Genomic DNA, 17,281 nt, shown 5'->3' with positions numbered 1-17,281 from the left:
TAAACCTTTTTAAAACGTAATAGTCTAAATAATAGTGCATTTTGTCTATGCCTTAAGAGAACTGATATATTATATTTTTAGTATTTTAAAATAAATAATACATTTGAGTGTAAGTTTTATAGGATTTACCAATTTAAATAAAATGAAAATGAAAAAAGTGTTTTTTTATATGTCTTTAATGCTTGTTTTTTCTCAAATGCAGGCGCAAAAAGATTTTCAGGGAATGGCTGTTTATGAGTCAAAAACCCAAGCTCCAAAATTTGACGGAATGAGACCGGGAAATCGCGACATTACGCCAGAAATGCAGAAAACAATGGAAGAGCGAATGAAAAAAATGCTTGAAAAAACGTTTATTTTAAATTTTGATAAATCGGCTTCTATTTATAAAGAAGAAGAAAAACTGGAAGCTCCAGGACAACAAGGTGGAGGCATGCGCATCATGATGAATTCGTTCATGGGTGGTGGTGGCACTTTTTATAAAAATGTAAAAAGCAAATCCTATACAGTTGACAAAGAATTCATGGGAAAAGAATTTCTGGTTGTGGATTCTTTGCCAAAATTAAATTGGAAAATGGAATCTGAAACCAAACAAATTGGTGGTTATACTTGCTATAAAGCCACGGCCATAAAAGAAGCCAGCAAAACCGATTTCAGAAACTTCAGACCAAAAAACAACGACGATAAAAAGCCAGAAGAGAAGAAAGATGATGTGAAGAAAACTTCGGGCGAAACGAAAACAAATTTTCAAGACAACTTCGAAATTCCGAAGGAAATTATCATTACCGCTTGGTATTCTCCAGAAATTCCAGTGAACCAAGGACCAGAAAATTATTGGGGTTTGCCAGGTTTGATTTTGGAAGTAAATGACGGAAGAACCACTATTTTATGTTCAAAAATTGTTTTGAACGCCAAAGATAAAGTTGAAATAAAAGCACCTACAAAAGGAAAAGTAATTTCTCAGAAAGATTATGACGAAACCGTAATCAAAAAAATGGAAGAATTCAGAGAAATGAACCGTGGTCGTGATGGCGGTCCGGGTGGTGGTCCAGTAATGATCAGACGATAATTTTTGCATATCATCCTTTAGATTTTCTCCATGAAAAATATACTTTTTTTCGTCATTTTTTTAATGACCTCGATAACTTTTGCGCAAACCGTTCGTTTTGATGGGATTATTCAAGACGAGCAAAAAAATCCGTTGGAAATGGCCAATATTATGGCAGTCAATAACGGTACAAAAGCAATGGATTCTTATGGCATTACAAATGATAAGGGTAAATTTCAGCTTACTTTAAAGCCAAATACTTCTTATACCATTAAAATAAGTTATTTGGGAATGAAGTCTAAAGAAATGGCAGTTTCGACCAATACAGAAAATATGGTTCAGAATATCGTTATGGATGGCGCTGGAATAGAATTGGAAGGCGTTGAAATTGTTCGAGAAATGCCAGTTTCTATAAAAGGAGACACGATTGTTTATAATGCCGATTCTTTTAAATCGGGAACAGAAAAAAAACTGGAAGATGTTTTGAAAAAATTGCCTGGCGTTGAGGTTAATGCCGACGGAGAAATTGAAGTCGAAGGAAAAAAAGTCAGCAAACTAATGGTAGAAGGAAAAGATTTTTTTGACGGAGATACCAAACTCGGCGTTAAAAATATTCCTGCAGATGCAATTGACAAAGTTCAGGTTCTTAGAAATTATAATGAAGTAAGCCAATTGAAAGGTTTGGAAAATGATCAAGATAATGTAGCGATGAACATCAAATTAAAGTCAGGCAAAAAGAATTTCTGGTTTGGTGATGTTACTGCCGGAATTGGCGTTGCAGAGCTTGACAGTCGTTATATTATTAATCCGAAGTTGTTTTATTACAGCCCAAAATACAGTATTAACTTAATCACCAATTTTAATAATATTGGCGAATTGCCTCTTACGGCGCAGGATTATTTCAAATTTACCGGAGGTTTCAAAAACATGATGAAAAAGGGCGGAAGCAACTTTAATGTTTCCTCAAATGATTTGGGAATTTCCGTTTTAAGAAATAATCGTGCTAAGGAAATCGAAACCAAATTTGGCGCAACGAATTTTTCGTATAATCCAACAAAAGCTTGGAATATTAGTGGTTTCGGAATTCTTTCGGTTTCAAAAACAGATTTAGAAACCAAATCACAAACCACAATTTTGGATTCTGGCGATCAGCAAAAACGTGATGAAAATACACATCAAAAAAATAATCTTGGACTTTTTAAATTGAGTTCGAGTTATAAGCCAAATGACAAGTTTCAGTTTGACTATGATATTTTGACCAAATTATCAAAACAAGATGAAGATACCGATTTGCTTCGTGAATCGGTTGTGAGCAATGTTTCTTCTTTAGAAACTATTTTGACACAGAAAAAGCAAGATCCAACATCGGTAAATCAGAATTTAAGTTTGTATTATACACAAAGCGATAAAAACATTTTTGCTTTCGAAATGCAACATTTGTATCAAGACGAAAATCCATTTTATAATGCCAATTTGCGTTCACAACCTTTTGATTTGGCTGGATATATTTCAGGACAAAATCGAAATGACTTGAATCAGGATCGTTTTGTGAAAACAAATAAAGTTGATGCAAAATTGGATTACTATTATATGGTGACGCCAAAAAGTAATTTCAATGTTACTGTAGGAAATACGTATTCCTACCAAAATTTCAATTCTCATATTTTCCAAATGTTGGACAACGGAGATAAAAACGACTTGAATGAGCCAGAAAATAATAACGATGTTGATTATCGATTTAATGATGCATTTTTAGGATTTCATTACAAAATCCTGACAGGAAAATTTACTTTTACGCCAGGAGTAAGCCTGCATTCTTACAATATGACAAATGCGCAATTGGGAACAGATTATTCACAAAGTTTCACAAAGTTTCTGCCTGATTTCTTCGCTTTGTACCAAATCAAAAAATCAGAAACATTAACTTATAATTTCTCATTATCAAATGATTTTACTGATATCAATCAACTAGCTTCGGGTTATGTTTTGTCAGATTACAGCAGTTTGTTTAGAGGAAATCGTTTCTTAGAAAATGCGACTTCACAAGTACATTCGCTTCGTTATTTTAAATACAATATGTTCAATTTTGAAAATATTTTTGCCAATGCGACTTACACTAAAAAAGTAGATGCAATAAAAACGAAAGCTAATTTTGACGGAATTAATCAATCTTCAGTTCCGTATAATTCTAATTTAGCCGATGAAACTTTAAGCGGAATGGGAAGCTATGGGCGTTCTTTTTTAAAGAACTACAAAGCATCGGCAACGGCAAGTTTGAATTGGTCAAAATTCAATAATATTCAGAATAATGTTTTAGCCACAACCGAAAGTTTTACCCAAAGTTATACGGTCAAAGCGGCAACAAATTATAAAAATTTGCCGAATTTAGAAGTTGGATATAATGCTTTGATCAATCAGTATAGTGGTTCGACTTATTATACAGATAAACCTTTTGCGAGATTGGATTATTATTTCTGGAACAGTTTTTCATTTGTTTCAGAGTATGAATTCTATCACTATTATAATGGAAACAAAACAGTTGATAACGAATATGATTTTTTAAGTGCGAGTTTAGTTTATCAGAAAAAAGACAGTAAATGGGAATACAAAGTTTCGGCAACCAACTTGTTGAACACAACGTATCTTAATGACGACAGCTTCTCGCAGTTTTCTACGCGAGTTTCGCAATATACCGTTCAGCCTCGTTACATCATCTTTTCAATGAAATATAATTTGTAGTATTTTAATTGCAAAAATTTGCCTTTTTGATGCTTTATTTCGTAAGAATCAAATATCTTTGCGCTCAATATCAGCAGTAAAAATTAATAGCTATGCGCAATTTTATTTGGAGCTTATTGCTCTTGTTTTCAGGAATATTTGTTTCCTTTTCTCAGACAAACGGAATCGAAAAAGGAACGTATTTATCCACTAATAAAGGTGGAAAAATCAAGCTGAACTTGTTAGATGATAATAAATACGAGCTGGTTTTTTATACAGGTAATTATGAAATCAAAGGTGATTCTTTAATCTTTATTCAGAAAGAAAATGCTGAAAACGGTTTTGATCTTGCTTTTGCAACCGATAAAAAGGCAAAAAAAATTAAAATCAAGTTTTCAGATCCATCGTATTATTCTTTTTATATAGGAACACAAAAAGGAAATGAAGATGTTGTCTATCAAAAACTTTCTGATATTAAAACCAAACTTGATCCGAATTGGGAAAAAGCAGATTTAGAATTTGATATCGAAAAAACCGATTATTTATATCTGGTTTATGAAAATTATGATGGCAAAAGTAATGTTTGCAAATATGCATTGCCAAAAGATGTTTCTGAGGTAACAATAAAATATGATTTTGCACTTCTAAGTGATTTAAAAATTACAGGTTTTTTTGATAGAAAAACAAATGAATTAAAAGTTTCTGAACAATCAGGAAAGGATCCATTAGTATTTGTAAATGAAAAAAATACACAGCCAGAAAAAGTAAAGAAAGTAATTCCTCTTGAAAACCAATTAATCTCAAATTGGTCTTATCCAGGAAAAGAACCTGTTTTGGCTACCGAAGATTATGGTTCAGATACCATGGTAGTTGATAGCGCAGCCGTCGTAGATTATGCAGTTGCACCTCCTGCCGTTCCTGCGCAATATGATTTTAAATTAAAAATAGAGAATAATCTAAAAAATGCATTAGCAGCAACAAAAGAGGCAAAACTCAAATTTTTAATGTTTTATGCTAATAGCAAAGATAAACTTGCAAAAGAGAATTTTGATGCCTTTGTAAAAGATCAAGAAACCCAAGCTGGATATAATATGTACGATGCATACAACCCAGTTTACGATGTTTATAATTATTATTTTGCTGGAGCCGATGATAAAAAATGGCTAAAAAATAATAAGATAACTGATGATCCTGCTGTATTGGTTTTAAATGGTGAAGGCGATATTTTGGCGAAAGCCAAATCTGATTTGTCAGACAAGAGTTATCAGTTTAGTTATTATGGAGATTTGTATAAAAAGTTGCAACGTGCCAATGCTTTTGTTTACATAAACAAAACATTCAAAAACAAAAAAGCAACGGATGCTGATTTGATAAGAGCTTTTAATAGAGCCGCAGTTTTAGAAATTTCATACGATTATGATTCAGATGATGCAGTAACTGATCCTAATTCTACAGATTTTGTCGTGACAAAATCTTCTGTCGATAAGAAAGAAGTTGCCCAAATATGGAAAAACGTAATCGAAGCGCATCAAAAAGATACAAAACCAGATATGTATTTGGTGGAAACAATTACGAGAGAAATCAAAAATCAAGGTTTTACAAAACAGCTTTTTAATGAAGAAAGAGTTTTGAATGATACTGATTTTCTGGCTATAGATTATCTTTTGAAACATGCCGATAGAATTGAAGAGAATCGTGTTGAGTTCAATAATAAAGAAGGAGAAGTACACAATTTAGGAAATGTGATTTCTGAAATTTCTTCGGCTTTGCAGTCGAATACTTATGTCGCTCAAGATAAATCTTCTTCGGATGTGAATAAGGACAGAAATATTAAGGTTTATAAAAAGATAATTGCTTCAGGAAAAGGAAATTTTGAATCTTACCGAAATTATTTTGATTACCTAAGCCAAATGGAAGAAGATTCAAAAGCTAATTATTTAAAGGAATTCAGTACTTATTTTGATACAAATTTAGCCACTGCAAATCCAATTGAAAAATTGGATGAAATATATTCTTCATTAGATCCAACTTCTAGTTACCAGTATGACGGATGGAATTCTTTTAAAGATTATCACTCCAATTTGTGTAACAATGCGGCGTGGGAAACAGTGCTGAAACCTGAAAATGCTAACTTTTTAAAAGAAGCGATTAAATGGTCAGAATATAGTTTGGTAGTTACAAAGAACAATCCGTATTATTTAGATACGTTGGCACAATTATATTACAAAGATGGTCAAAAACAAAAAGCGATTGAAACACAAACTTTAGCGGTTAAATTCTTAAGCGCCGTTACAGAACCAGAAACGGCTGCTGATATTCGTGATACTTTATCCAAAATGCAAAACGGAACGTATTAGAATTTAATAGTTATGAAAAATGCAATGGCTGTCTATATGGACAGCCATTTTTGTTTGAAATTTGCTATTAAAGACTGTTTTTGATGTTAAAAAACCAAAAATTTTGATGTGAAATGATTAAGTTTGGATTAATAAAATTAAAACACATGAAAAACAAAATGATCCTTGGTTTGCTTGCCTCTGGAGCAATGACTTTTGCACAGGCAGTGAAAAAACCATTAGTTGCGGCAATAACTGATAAAGATCTAAAAACGGATATGTATCAAATGGCCGGAGACCACTTTAACGGCCGTGAAGCAGGTACTCTAGATGAATTGAAAGTATCAATGTGGCTGGCGAATAAAGCAAAAGAAGCAGGAATGGCACCAGCAGGAGATGACGGAACTTATTTTCAATTTTTTGATTTGTACAGACACCAAGTGACTCCAAATACAAAATTTAAAATCGGACAAAAAGAATTTAAACTTTGGAAAGAAGTATTGGTAGCCGAAACAACTAATATTAAGGTAGAAGGTTCATTAGTATATTTAGGTGCGGCAACAAAAGAAGAAATCGAGAAAGCTGACGTTAAAGGAAAAGCAGTCGTTTTATTAGCTTCAAAAGAAGGAATTGCGGATGATATTTCGCTTTTTGACAGACGTTATCCAGGTTTGGTTCGAAATAAATATTATGATCTTGTAGTTAAAAAAGGTGCAATCGCACTTATTATGGTTGCAGATGAATTAGCGGAACAAAGCTGGTCTCAAGTGGAACCGCAAATGACAAGAGGTATTTATGGAATTGAAGGTTTCCGCGATAAAATTGGTTCGACAATGCCAGTTTTCTGGGTTCACGGCGATCAATTGAATTATTTGAAAACAACTAAAGATTTGTTGTCTGCTGAGGTTGTTTCTGAAACGTATAAATATCCTTCAGTAAATGTTGTGGGAACAATTGCAGGAACTGATCCTAAATTAAAAAATGAATATGTGCTTTTCAGCGGACATCAAGATCACGATGGAGTACGTCAAAAATACGGTCAAGACTCTATTTATAATGGAGCTGACGACAATGCAAGTACGTGTGTAGCAATGTTGGCAATCGCGAGAGCTTATAAACAACAACCGGGAAAAAGAACTTCTTTATTTGTGTTTCACGGTTCAGAAGAGCGCGGTTTATTAGGATCAAGATGGTATGCAGCGCATCCTACAGTTCCAGAAAAAGATATTATCGCAGTTTTGAACGGAGATATGATTGGAAGAAATAATGTAAATCAAGCGGCTTTGCTAGGTTCGTCTTCGCCTCATGAAAACTCTTCAGACTTGGTAGCAATTGCTAAAAGAGCAAATGACGAAGGACCAAAATTCGACTTGGATAAACTTTGGGATAGACCAGAACATCCAGAATATTTTTACTTCCGTTCAGACCATCTGCCTTATGCAAGAAAAGGAATTCCTTCAGTTTTTTATACCAGCGTTTTACACAGTCAATATCATACGCCAATGGATGAATCTGAAAATATTGATTTTGTAAAATTGCATAAAATGACAGAGTGGATTTACAGAACGGGCTGGATTTTATCAAATGATCCTAATCGTCCTAAAACATTACCAAATGTACAATTAGAAAGATAAACATCTAATAAAAAACAAAACCCGATTTCAATTCGAAATCGGGTTTTTTATGTTTAAGATTCAGATTGAATTACAATCCAAATGCAGCTTTTACTTGGTCAACAAAATCAAGTTTTTCCCATGTAAATAATTCTACAGTAACTGTTTTTTCGTTTCCACCTGGAGCAGAGAAAGTTTTAGTTACAGTTTCTGGTTTACGTCCCATGTGTCCGTAAGCAGCAGTTTCACTATAAATAGGGTTTCTTAATTTCAAACGTTGCTCGATAAAGTAAGGACGCATATCAAAAATAGCTTCAACTTTTTTAGCGATTTCACCGTTAGTCAAGTTTACTTTTGAAGTTCCGTAAGTTTCAATGAAAATTCCCATTGGTTCAGCAACTCCAATTGCGTAAGAAACCTGAACTAAGATTTCGTCAGCAACACCAGCAGCAACTAAGTTTTTAGCGATATGACGCGTTGCATAAGCAGCACTTCTATCAACTTTACTTGGATCTTTTCCAGAAAATGCACCACCACCGTGAGCACCTTTTCCACCGTAAGTATCAACAATGATTTTTCTTCCTGTCAAACCAGTATCTCCGTGAGGTCCTCCAATAACGAATTTCCCTGTTGGGTTGATGTGGTAGTTGATTTTATCGTTGAATAAATGAGCGTGTTTTGGGTTTTTAGCGATAATTCTTGGAATCAAGATTTCAACGATATCTTTTTTGATTTTAGCCAACATTGCAGCTTCTTCATCAAAATCATCATGTTGAGTTGAGATAACGATCGCGTCAATACGAGTTGGTTTGTTATCGTCGCTGTATTCTAAAGTTACTTGAGATTTAGCATCTGGACGTAAATACGTTATTTCGTTGTTTTCGCGTCTTAAAATTGCTAATTCTTGTAATAATTTATGAGATAAATCAAGCGCTAATGGCATGAAGTTTTCAGTTTCATTTGTAGCATAACCAAACATCATTCCTTGGTCACCAGCACCTTGCTCTTCTGGCTTAGCTCTGTCAACACCTTGGTTAATATCTGCAGATTGCTCATGAATTGCTGAAAGAATTCCACAAGAATTTGCTTCAAACATATATTCACTTTTAGTATATCCAATTTTGCGGATTACCTCACGTGCAATTTGCTGTACATCAAGATAAGTATTTGATTTTACTTCTCCTGCTAAAATTACCTGACCTGTTGTAACTAATGTCTCACAAGCTACTTTTGAGTCAGCGTCAAAAGCCAAAAAGTTGTCAATTAATGCATCCGAAATTTGATCTGCAACTTTGTCTGGATGCCCCTCACTAACAGATTCTGACGTAAATAAATAAGCCATAATAATGATTAAATTTAAAATTAAGCGAGGAAAATAATTGCTAAAAAGGGCTAAAGGAGAGTGTCTGCTTTAGCATTTTTTACTGCCGAAATTAATCTCTCAGCACTCATAACGAACCATTTCATTATGAAGAGGTTGCAATCAGTTCAAATTTTTCCTCTGTATTCGGGTGCAAAGGTATAAAACCATTTTGATTTCCAAATTAAAGTTCAACTTTTTTTATTTTTTTAAAGAGAAATTTAACAGTAGCATACTAATCTGATAGGGTAATGGAAAATATTTTAAATTTTGTTTGGCAGATTCAAAAATAGTTCTCAACTTTGCCTCGTTGAAATAAAAAAGAAACAAAAAATGAAATTTACAATTTGCAATATGATGTCTTGTATGATGCCGGAATATGCCGCAGAGACACTATTGTGATTTTTTTTCAGAAAAAATAGATATAGAACCTCTGCAGACCGCAGAGGTTTTTTTTTGGTCCAAACAGAATTTAAAACGGTAAGAAAATAAAACTTGATTTTTAATTTGGTAGATAAAAAAATACTTATTACATTTACTCTATCGAATTAGTCGAATTAAAAAAAAGAAAAATAATTTTAATTGAAATGAAAACAATAGCAAGAAAAAATATGATGTGTTGTAGTATGATGCAAATGTGCATCCCAACTTGCTGTTGCCAAAAGTGAAAGATAAAATCTTTGTTATAGTTTCAACTATAAGCCCTTTTGGTCGCCATCCGAAAGGGCTTTTTTATTTACCATTTAAAATTAAAATCATGAAAACATTAAATTCCATAGCAGTAGAATATTTATTGAGAAATGATTCTCAAAACAATAATAAGTCAGAAGAAATCTCGAGAGAAGTGAGCAGAATAAATTCTGAACAATATGCGAGAAATCAAAAATCATTGCTGCTTCAAATGTATGAATTGGAAGAAGGAGACTTTTTTGCTTAAGCCAATTCAAATCAAATATAATTTCAAAAATCAATTACACTATAATATAGTATTAACAATATCTAAAAAACTAAGAAATCATGAGTACACAAAAATTTGCAACAAACGCATTACACGCAGGACACGATGTTACTAAAAACGCAGGAACTAGAGCAGTGCCAATTTACCAAACTTCTTCATACGTATTTAATAATGCAGATCATGCAGCCAATTTATTTGGTCTTGCCGAAGCTGGATTTATTTACACACGTCTAAATAATCCAACAAATGATGTTTTGGAACAACGACTTGCGGCGCTTGAAGGTGGCATTGGAGCAGTAGTAACAGCATCTGGTGCATCGGCAATTTCTACAACTTTATTAACTTTATTAAGAGCTGGCGATCATATCGTTGCTTCAAATAGTTTATACGGCGGAACTTACAATTTGCTAAGTGTGACTTTGCCACGATTAGGAATTACAACCACTTTTGTAGATCCTTCAAAACCAGAAAACTTCACTAAAGCTGCAAAAGAAAATACAAGAGCGTTTTTTGTAGAATCATTAGGAAACCCAAAACTTGATGTTTTGGACTTAAAAGGAATTTCGGCGGAAGCCAAAGCATTCAAAGTGCCGTTTATAGTAGATAATACAGTTGCGACACCTTATTTATTAAACCCAATTAAATATGGTGCCGATATTGTAATTCATTCCTTGACTAAATATATTGCCGGAAACGGAACTTCATTAGGTGGCGTTATTATCGATGCCGGAAATTTTGATTGGGCAAACGGGAAATTCCCTGAATTTACAGAGCCTTCTGCCGGATATCACGGATTAGTTTATCATGAAGCCCTTGGAAATGACGCTTTTATTGCAAAAGCAAGAATTGAAGGATTGCGTGATTTTGGGGCAGCCTTGAGTCCGTTTAACGCTTTCCAGATTATTCAGGGATTAGAAACTTTGCCAATCCGAATTAAGAAACACAGCGAAAATGCTTTGGCCTTGGCTGAATGGCTTGAAAAACAAGATGAGGTTGTTTGGGTAAATTATCCAGGATTGAAATCAAGCAAATACCATGATTTAGCTAAACAATATTTGCCAGAAGGACAAAGCGGGATTATCACTTTTGGATTAAAAGGCGGATTTGATGCAGCGAAAAAAGTAGTTGACAAAACTAAATTATTCTCATTGTTAGCCAATATCGGTGATACAAAATCATTAATCATACATCCAGCAAGTACGACGCACCAACAATTGTCTGAGGCGGATCAATTAGCAACTGGAGTTTCTAAAGATTTGATCCGACTTTCTGTTGGAATCGAAGATATTGAAGATTTAATTGCTGATTTGCAAACTGTTTTCGAAAGCATTACGCAAGCGCAGTACAGTATCAATAAAAATTAGGTTTTTTTGTTTTTTGTTTGAAAAATTGCCTTTAGCGGTGTGGTGCCGCTAAGGGTGATTTTTTATGAATAAAACCACTATAAAATTTTTAAACCATATAAGGAATATAAGTCCATTTAAAGTGGACGCTCAAATTTGGAGGATTTACTTGGACGCATTGCTTGCGTCGTTATTGCGCATCTTTACTAAAATGAACTTATATTACTTATATGGTAAAAAACAAAAAATGCGAGAAATTATGTCAAAGCTTAAAATAAATATTATTCTTTTTGGGATTGGGAACATCGGAAGCACTTTAATCAATCAGATTATTGAAAGTCAAGAGTTTTTTCTGCAAAGCAAAAATGTCGATTTTCATTTTCCAATAATAACCAATTCAACAGTTGCTTTTTTTGAGAAGGAAGGTGTTGGGTATTCGTGGGAAACCAATTTTAGAGAATTGGCCGTTCCTTTTAGAGTCGAAGATATTGTTCAATTTGCAAAAGAAAATGAATTTGAGAATTTGATTGCTGTTGACGCGACAGCTAGTGATGAACTCATTGGTCATTATAATACGCTGATTGAAAACGGATTCAATATTGTGGCAGTAAATAAAAAAGCCAACACGCTTCCAATTGATCTTTATAAAAAGCTTAGAGAAAATCTAAAAAAGTACGACAAGGAATTTTTGTATGAAACTTCAGTTGATACCGGATTTCCGGTTTTGCAGACTTTAAGAGATTTGTATTATTCGGGCGAAAAAATCACGAAGATCAGGGGTGTTTTTTCAGATCATCTGAGTTATGTGTTCAATAGATATTCTGCAGAAGAAAATTCTTTTTCAGCTATTTTGAAAGATGCCAGCCTTCTCGGATTGATGCGTTCTACTTTTAAAGAAGACTTGTCAGGAAATGATACCGCTCGAAAATTATTGATTTTGACGCGCGAAATAGGAAGAGAGTTCGAATTAGCCGATATAAAAATCAATCCTATTATAAAAGAAGAACATTTAGAGAAAAACGGAATATTAAATAAAGAGGCCATTGACAAATCATATAAAATTGCAAAAATCACTCAGGCCGAAAATCATGTGTTGCGATATGTAGGTGAATTTGATGTTGCGAAAAACAGGCTTGAGGTGAAATTGGTTTCAGAACCTATTACATCAGCAATTGGTCAGTTGAAAGGATCAGATAGCATTTTTGAAATTTATACGCAATCTTATACGAATGTTCCAATTGTAATACAAAGCGCATCACCTACAAAACAGGCAATTTCAAGAGGAATAATTGCAGATATTTTAAAAGTTGCTGAAAAAATTAAAAATAAGGAAGCAGTCTGGCTTTAAGTGGTTTTTCGATATTAGGAAAAAAGTTCTTTGAAAGATTGAAACAGAAAAAGTTAGTTAATTTTTGTAGGATAAAACTGTTGTTTTGTTGAAATGTGATTTTGTAAGATGTTTTTTGACGAGAAAAAGATGTTTTTTAACGTTTTTTTAGAAAAAATAAGCTTTTGTAACTTGGTTTATTCAAAAAAAAGTCGCAAATTTGTAAGACAAGTAAGGTATGTTAAAAACAGGCGCTTAATTGTTAAAAAATAAATGACTATTTCCTTTTAGATCTTAATCAAATCTAAAAGTTTATTAAAGAAAAGTAAATGCAAGATTTTATTAAAATAGAATTCAAATCACAGATGAATAAGTCCCTACAGATGAACAAGATGTTTAACGTCGCACGTATTTGTGTATGCGTCTGTTGATACTAAAAGTATATATAAGTTTCTATAAAAACTTAAACCCTTTTGGTATTAAAAATCCAAAAGGGTTTTTTTATTCATTTTGATTACCATAACACAGATTTAAAGAAAAAGTAAAGATTATAAAACGCAAACTAACTTAAACTTAAATATCATGAGCACATTAAACTACTTAAGAAAAAAGATTTCAACTTTCAAAAGCATCAAAAATGAAAGAAACAATCCGCCTCCAACAAATGAGTTGATCCACCCAAGTTTCGGAATCACGGAGACAGATAAAAAAGAAGTGAGAAAAGAACCAAATTCTTTATTATTCTTGATGTATTCAAAAGAAAATGAAACGCTTTTTATCTAAATCAAAAAGCATCATAAAATAGGGTAAAACCCGCTTAATTTTACTGGGCAGTTTGTTCGGTAATTTTTTGCGTATAATAAATTCTGATTTAAGTATGTTTAAGAAATTATAGAATCAGTTTCGATAAAATTTGCTTGTTTAAGAAATTAGTAGTTAATTTGCACCTTTAAGTTCAAAAACGTATTGAAAATGTTATAAAGAAAGGAGGAGGGATTAGACCCGATGAATCCTTAGCAACCCTTCGTTAATTCGAAGAAGGTGCTGCATTCTACCACGCCCAAACGTGGAAAGATAACAACAAGAATTTTTCTAGTTTCAAACTCTAGACTTTCTTTCTAATATTTCCACATACAAATCAATAATAAAAAGATTTGAAATTGGAAAATATACCCAATCCTATTATAATTCAAGATTTCATCACAGAAAGTGGTGCAATATTTTCATTATTACCGTTAAGTTTTACGCTTTCTGGCTTGCCTTTGCATACAGCGCCAATTGTTTTGGTCAATCATGCTTTGACAGGAAATGCGCAAGTAACTGGCGAAAACGGATGGTGGAATGATTTGATTGGCGACGGAAAAACAATTGACACCAACAAATACACCGTTTTAGCATTTAATGTTCCAGGAAACGGAAATGATTCATTTCTAATCGATAATTATCAGGATTTTACAACCAGAGATGTTGCACGCATTTTTATCAAAGGTTTAAAAGCGTTAAACGTTGAAAAAGTATTTGCAGTAATCGGCGGTTCTGTTGGTGGCGGAATTGCTTGGGAAATCTTGGCATTGGAACCAAACATCACAGAACATTTAATTCCGATTGCAACCGACTGGAAATCGACCGACTGGATGATTGCAAATTGTTACCTGCAGGAACAAATTCTGAACAATTCATCCCGACCAATTGAGGATGCCAGAATTCATGCGATGCTTTGTTATCGATCTCCTGAATCATTCAAAGAAAAATTTCAGCGAACCATCAATCAAGATCTTTTGATTTTTAATATCGAAAGTTGGCTCGCACACCACGGAAAAAAATTGCAACAAAGATTTCAATTGGCATCCTACAAATTGATGAACCAATTGCTCAAAACCATAGACATTACTCGAAATAGTGAGGATTTTGAAACCTTAATGTCTAAAACGCCGGCATCGATTCATATTATCGGAATCAATTCGGATTTGTTTTTTACGCCAAAAGAAAACCTGGAAACGTATCAGGAATTAAAAAGGTTTAAAGACAATGTTTTTTACAGCGAGATTGATTCGGTTCACGGACATGACGCTTTTTTAATCGAGTACAAACAATTAGATCATTTACTTGCCGATATTTTTAAGGCAGAAACAATAGCAAAATAAAAATGAAAGTATTAAAATTTGGAGGTAAATCGTTATCGAATGGAGAAGGACTTAACAAAGTCGTTTCAATCATTTCAGACAAAGTAAATCAAGGCGAGCAAATTGCCGTAGTTGTTTCTGCACGCGGTAACGCGACAGATGAATTAGAAGATATTTTAAGAATTGCCGCTAAAAACGGAAATTATAAGCCATTATTGGAAAGTTTCAAAGCGTATCAAACTTCAGATTATCCAGAAGTTGATTTGTCTGAAGAATTCAATATTTTGGATAAACTTTTTGAAGGAGTGAGCCTTATTGGCGATTACAGCAGTAAAATTAAAGATCAGATTCTGTCGAAAGGTGAATTGCTTTCGGCTAAATTATTGACTGCGATTTTGATCGAAAAAGGAATTCCTGCGAATTTTGTTGATACAAGAGAATTATTAAAAACTGATTCGAAATTTGGTGATGCGCAACCTTTGGAACAACTTTCAAAGAAAAACGTAATCAATTATTTCAAGCTTCATAATGGAGAAACGGTGAATATCGTTACAGGTTTCATTGGTTCAAACAACAATAACGACACTACAACTTTAGGAAGAAACGGAAGTAATTATACGGCTTCGTTAATTGCGAATTATTTAAATGCTGAAGAGCTTCAAAATTTTACGCACGTTGACGGAATTTACACAGCGAACCCTGATCTAGTTGCTGATGCTAAAAAAATCGAATATTTGTCGTTTAATGAGGCGAATGAGTTGGCAAATTTTGGTGCAACAATTCTGCATGCAAAAACGATTATTCCATTATTGGAGAAAAACATTCCGCTTCGTATTTTAAATACATTCAATCACGAAAATCACGGAACTTTAATTACGTCAAATTCTCAAAAAGAAGGAATTAAAACACTTTCTGTTTTAGAAGATGTTTCTTTAGTAAATCTTGAAGGACGCGGATTACTTGGAAAAGCGGGAGTTGATGCTCGTATTTTCAAAGTAATGGGAGATCATAATATCAGCGTAAGTATCATTTCGCAAGGTTCTTCTGAAAGAGGAATTGGATTGGTTGTAGCAAAAGACAAAGCAACACTTGCAATGGTTGAATTAGAAAAAGAGTTCGAAAATGACTTTTATTCTAAAGATGTAAACCAGATTACGGTAACAGATAATGTTTCGGTAATTTCGATTATTGGACAAGATTTAAGTACGTTCCATAAACCATATACAGCTTTAATCAAAAACAAAATTGTTCCAATTTTATTCAACAACACGGTTACGGGTAAAAACGTGAGTTTGGTTGTTAAAAAAGAAGAATTAAACAAAGCCTTAAACGTAATTCACGGAGAGATTTTTGGAGTTTCTAAAAAAATCAACATCGCGATTTTCGGCCACGGATTAGTTGGTGGAACTTTAATCAATCAAATTTTAGAGTCGGCTTCGTCAATTGAAAAACGTAAAGATGTAAAACTGAATGTTTTTGCAATTGCCAATTCTAAAAAACTGCTTTTAAATAAAAATGGCGTAACTTCAAATTGGAAAAACGACATTGAAACTAAAGGACAAGCTTACACACTGAATGATATTATTGCTTACGCAAATGAGTATCATTTAGAGAATTTAATTGCAGTAGACAATACGGCAAGTGCAACATTTGTAGAAAACTATATTCCGCTTGTAGAAAGCAGTTTTGATTTGATTTCGTCAAACAAAGTTGCGAATACTTTAAGCTATGGTTTCTACAAAGAATTAAGAAAAGCTTTGGCTGAAAACCAAAAGAATTATTTATACGAAACCAATGTTGGTGCAGGTTTACCTTTAATTGATACAATCAAATTATTGCATCTTTCTGGTGAAAACATCACAAAAATCAAAGGAGTTTTCTCTGGAACTTTGAGTTATTTATTCAATAATTTTTCTGCAAAAGATGCTCCGTTCAGCGAAATTCTGCAAGAAGCAATTGATAACGGATATACAGAACCAGATCCGCGTGAGGATTTATGCGGAAATGATGTGGGGAGAAAATTATTGATTTTGGCGAGAGAATTAGATTTACAGAATGAGTTTGAAGAAATCTCTATTCAGAATTTAATTCCGGAACATTTAAGAGAAGGAAATGTTTCTGATTTCTTGACAAAATTGAAAGAATTTGATCCGATTTATGAGAAAATAAAAGCAGAACAACAGCCAAATCACGTGTTGAGATACATTGGTGAATTGTCTGGAGATTTGCAGAATGATAAAGGAAATTTAGAAGTAAAATTAGTTTCAGTACCAAAAGACACTGCTCTTGGCGGATTAAAAGGTTCTGATTCTTTCTTCGAAATTTACACAGAATCTTACGGAGATCGTCCAATCGTTATTCAAGGAGCCGGTGCAGGTTCTGCGGTTACGGCGAGAGGAGTTTTCGGAGATATTTTGAGATTGTCTGATAAAGGATAATTGAATTTTAATTTTTAGAT

The 17,281-nt window shown here is 33.4% G+C and carries 11 protein-coding genes and 1 riboswitch; of the genes, 10 read left to right on the top strand and 1 reads right to left on the bottom strand.

Going from position 1 to position 17,281, the window contains the following annotated elements; all coding sequences use genetic code 11:
• Positions 1-148: 148 nt before the first annotated feature.
• The 4 genes from AAYQ19_RS09820 to AAYQ19_RS09805 all read left to right on the top strand — a co-directional run bounded on the left by AAYQ19_RS09820 (position 149) and on the right by AAYQ19_RS09805 (position 7,733).
• The gene (locus AAYQ19_RS09820; protein ID WP_343536047.1) at positions 149-1,066 is read left to right on the top strand and encodes a GLPGLI family protein; all 918 of its coding nucleotides are present in this window, start codon (positions 149-151) and stop codon (positions 1,064-1,066) included.
• Positions 1,067-1,096: 30 nt separating this feature from the next.
• On the top strand, positions 1,097-3,784 hold the full coding sequence (locus tag AAYQ19_RS09815; RefSeq protein ID WP_343536046.1) for a carboxypeptidase-like regulatory domain-containing protein: 2,688 nt from the start codon (positions 1,097-1,099) through the stop codon (positions 3,782-3,784).
• Between the two features lie 92 nt (positions 3,785-3,876).
• Complete coding sequence (locus tag AAYQ19_RS09810; protein WP_343536045.1) at positions 3,877-6,120, top strand: hypothetical protein; 2,244 nt, start codon at positions 3,877-3,879, stop codon at positions 6,118-6,120.
• A 146-nt stretch (positions 6,121-6,266) separates the two neighbouring features.
• The gene (locus AAYQ19_RS09805; RefSeq protein WP_343536044.1) at positions 6,267-7,733 is read left to right on the top strand and encodes a M28 family peptidase; all 1,467 of its coding nucleotides are present in this window, start codon (positions 6,267-6,269) and stop codon (positions 7,731-7,733) included.
• 70 nt (positions 7,734-7,803) lie between these two features.
• On the opposite strand, the gene metK is transcribed toward AAYQ19_RS09805, so the two are convergent.
• Positions 7,804-9,054 carry a methionine adenosyltransferase gene (gene metK / locus AAYQ19_RS09800; RefSeq protein ID WP_343536043.1) on the bottom strand — a complete coding sequence of 417 codons (1,251 nt, stop codon included), beginning with the start codon at positions 9,052-9,054 and terminating at the stop codon, positions 7,804-7,806.
• A 775-nt stretch (positions 9,055-9,829) separates the two neighbouring features.
• Here metK and AAYQ19_RS09795 point away from each other — a divergent pair.
• The 6 genes from AAYQ19_RS09795 (at position 9,830) to thrA (ending at position 17,261) form a co-directional block, all read left to right on the top strand.
• A complete protein-coding gene (locus tag AAYQ19_RS09795; RefSeq protein WP_343536042.1) occupies positions 9,830-10,009 on the top strand; it encodes a hypothetical protein in 180 nt (59 codons plus the stop codon).
• Between the two features lie 80 nt (positions 10,010-10,089).
• A complete protein-coding gene (locus tag AAYQ19_RS09790) occupies positions 10,090-11,394 on the top strand; it encodes an O-acetylhomoserine aminocarboxypropyltransferase/cysteine synthase family protein (protein WP_343536041.1) in 1,305 nt (434 codons plus the stop codon).
• Between the two features lie 238 nt (positions 11,395-11,632).
• On the top strand, positions 11,633-12,721 hold the full coding sequence (locus AAYQ19_RS09785) for a homoserine dehydrogenase family protein (protein WP_343536040.1): 1,089 nt from the start codon (positions 11,633-11,635) through the stop codon (positions 12,719-12,721).
• A 561-nt stretch (positions 12,722-13,282) separates the two neighbouring features.
• Positions 13,283-13,483: a hypothetical protein gene (locus AAYQ19_RS09780; protein ID WP_343536039.1), complete on the top strand. Its 201-nt coding sequence runs from the start codon at positions 13,283-13,285 to the stop codon at positions 13,481-13,483.
• A gap of 189 nt (positions 13,484-13,672) precedes the next feature.
• Positions 13,673-13,781: riboswitch (SAM riboswitch) on the top strand.
• Between the two features lie 79 nt (positions 13,782-13,860).
• Entirely contained in the window at positions 13,861-14,844 is a 984-nt protein-coding gene (locus AAYQ19_RS09775) for an alpha/beta fold hydrolase (RefSeq protein WP_343536038.1), read from the top strand.
• Between the two features lie 2 nt (positions 14,845-14,846).
• Positions 14,847-17,261, top strand: coding sequence for a bifunctional aspartate kinase/homoserine dehydrogenase I (thrA, locus tag AAYQ19_RS09770; protein ID WP_343536037.1), 2,415 nt, complete (start codon positions 14,847-14,849; stop codon positions 17,259-17,261).
• The last annotated feature ends 20 nt before the right edge of the window (positions 17,262-17,281 follow it).

This window comes from Flavobacterium mesophilum (assembly GCF_039581405.1).
GTDB lineage: Bacteria > Bacteroidota > Bacteroidia > Flavobacteriales > Flavobacteriaceae > Flavobacterium.
This window is presented reverse-complemented; position numbering and strand designations above follow the sequence as displayed.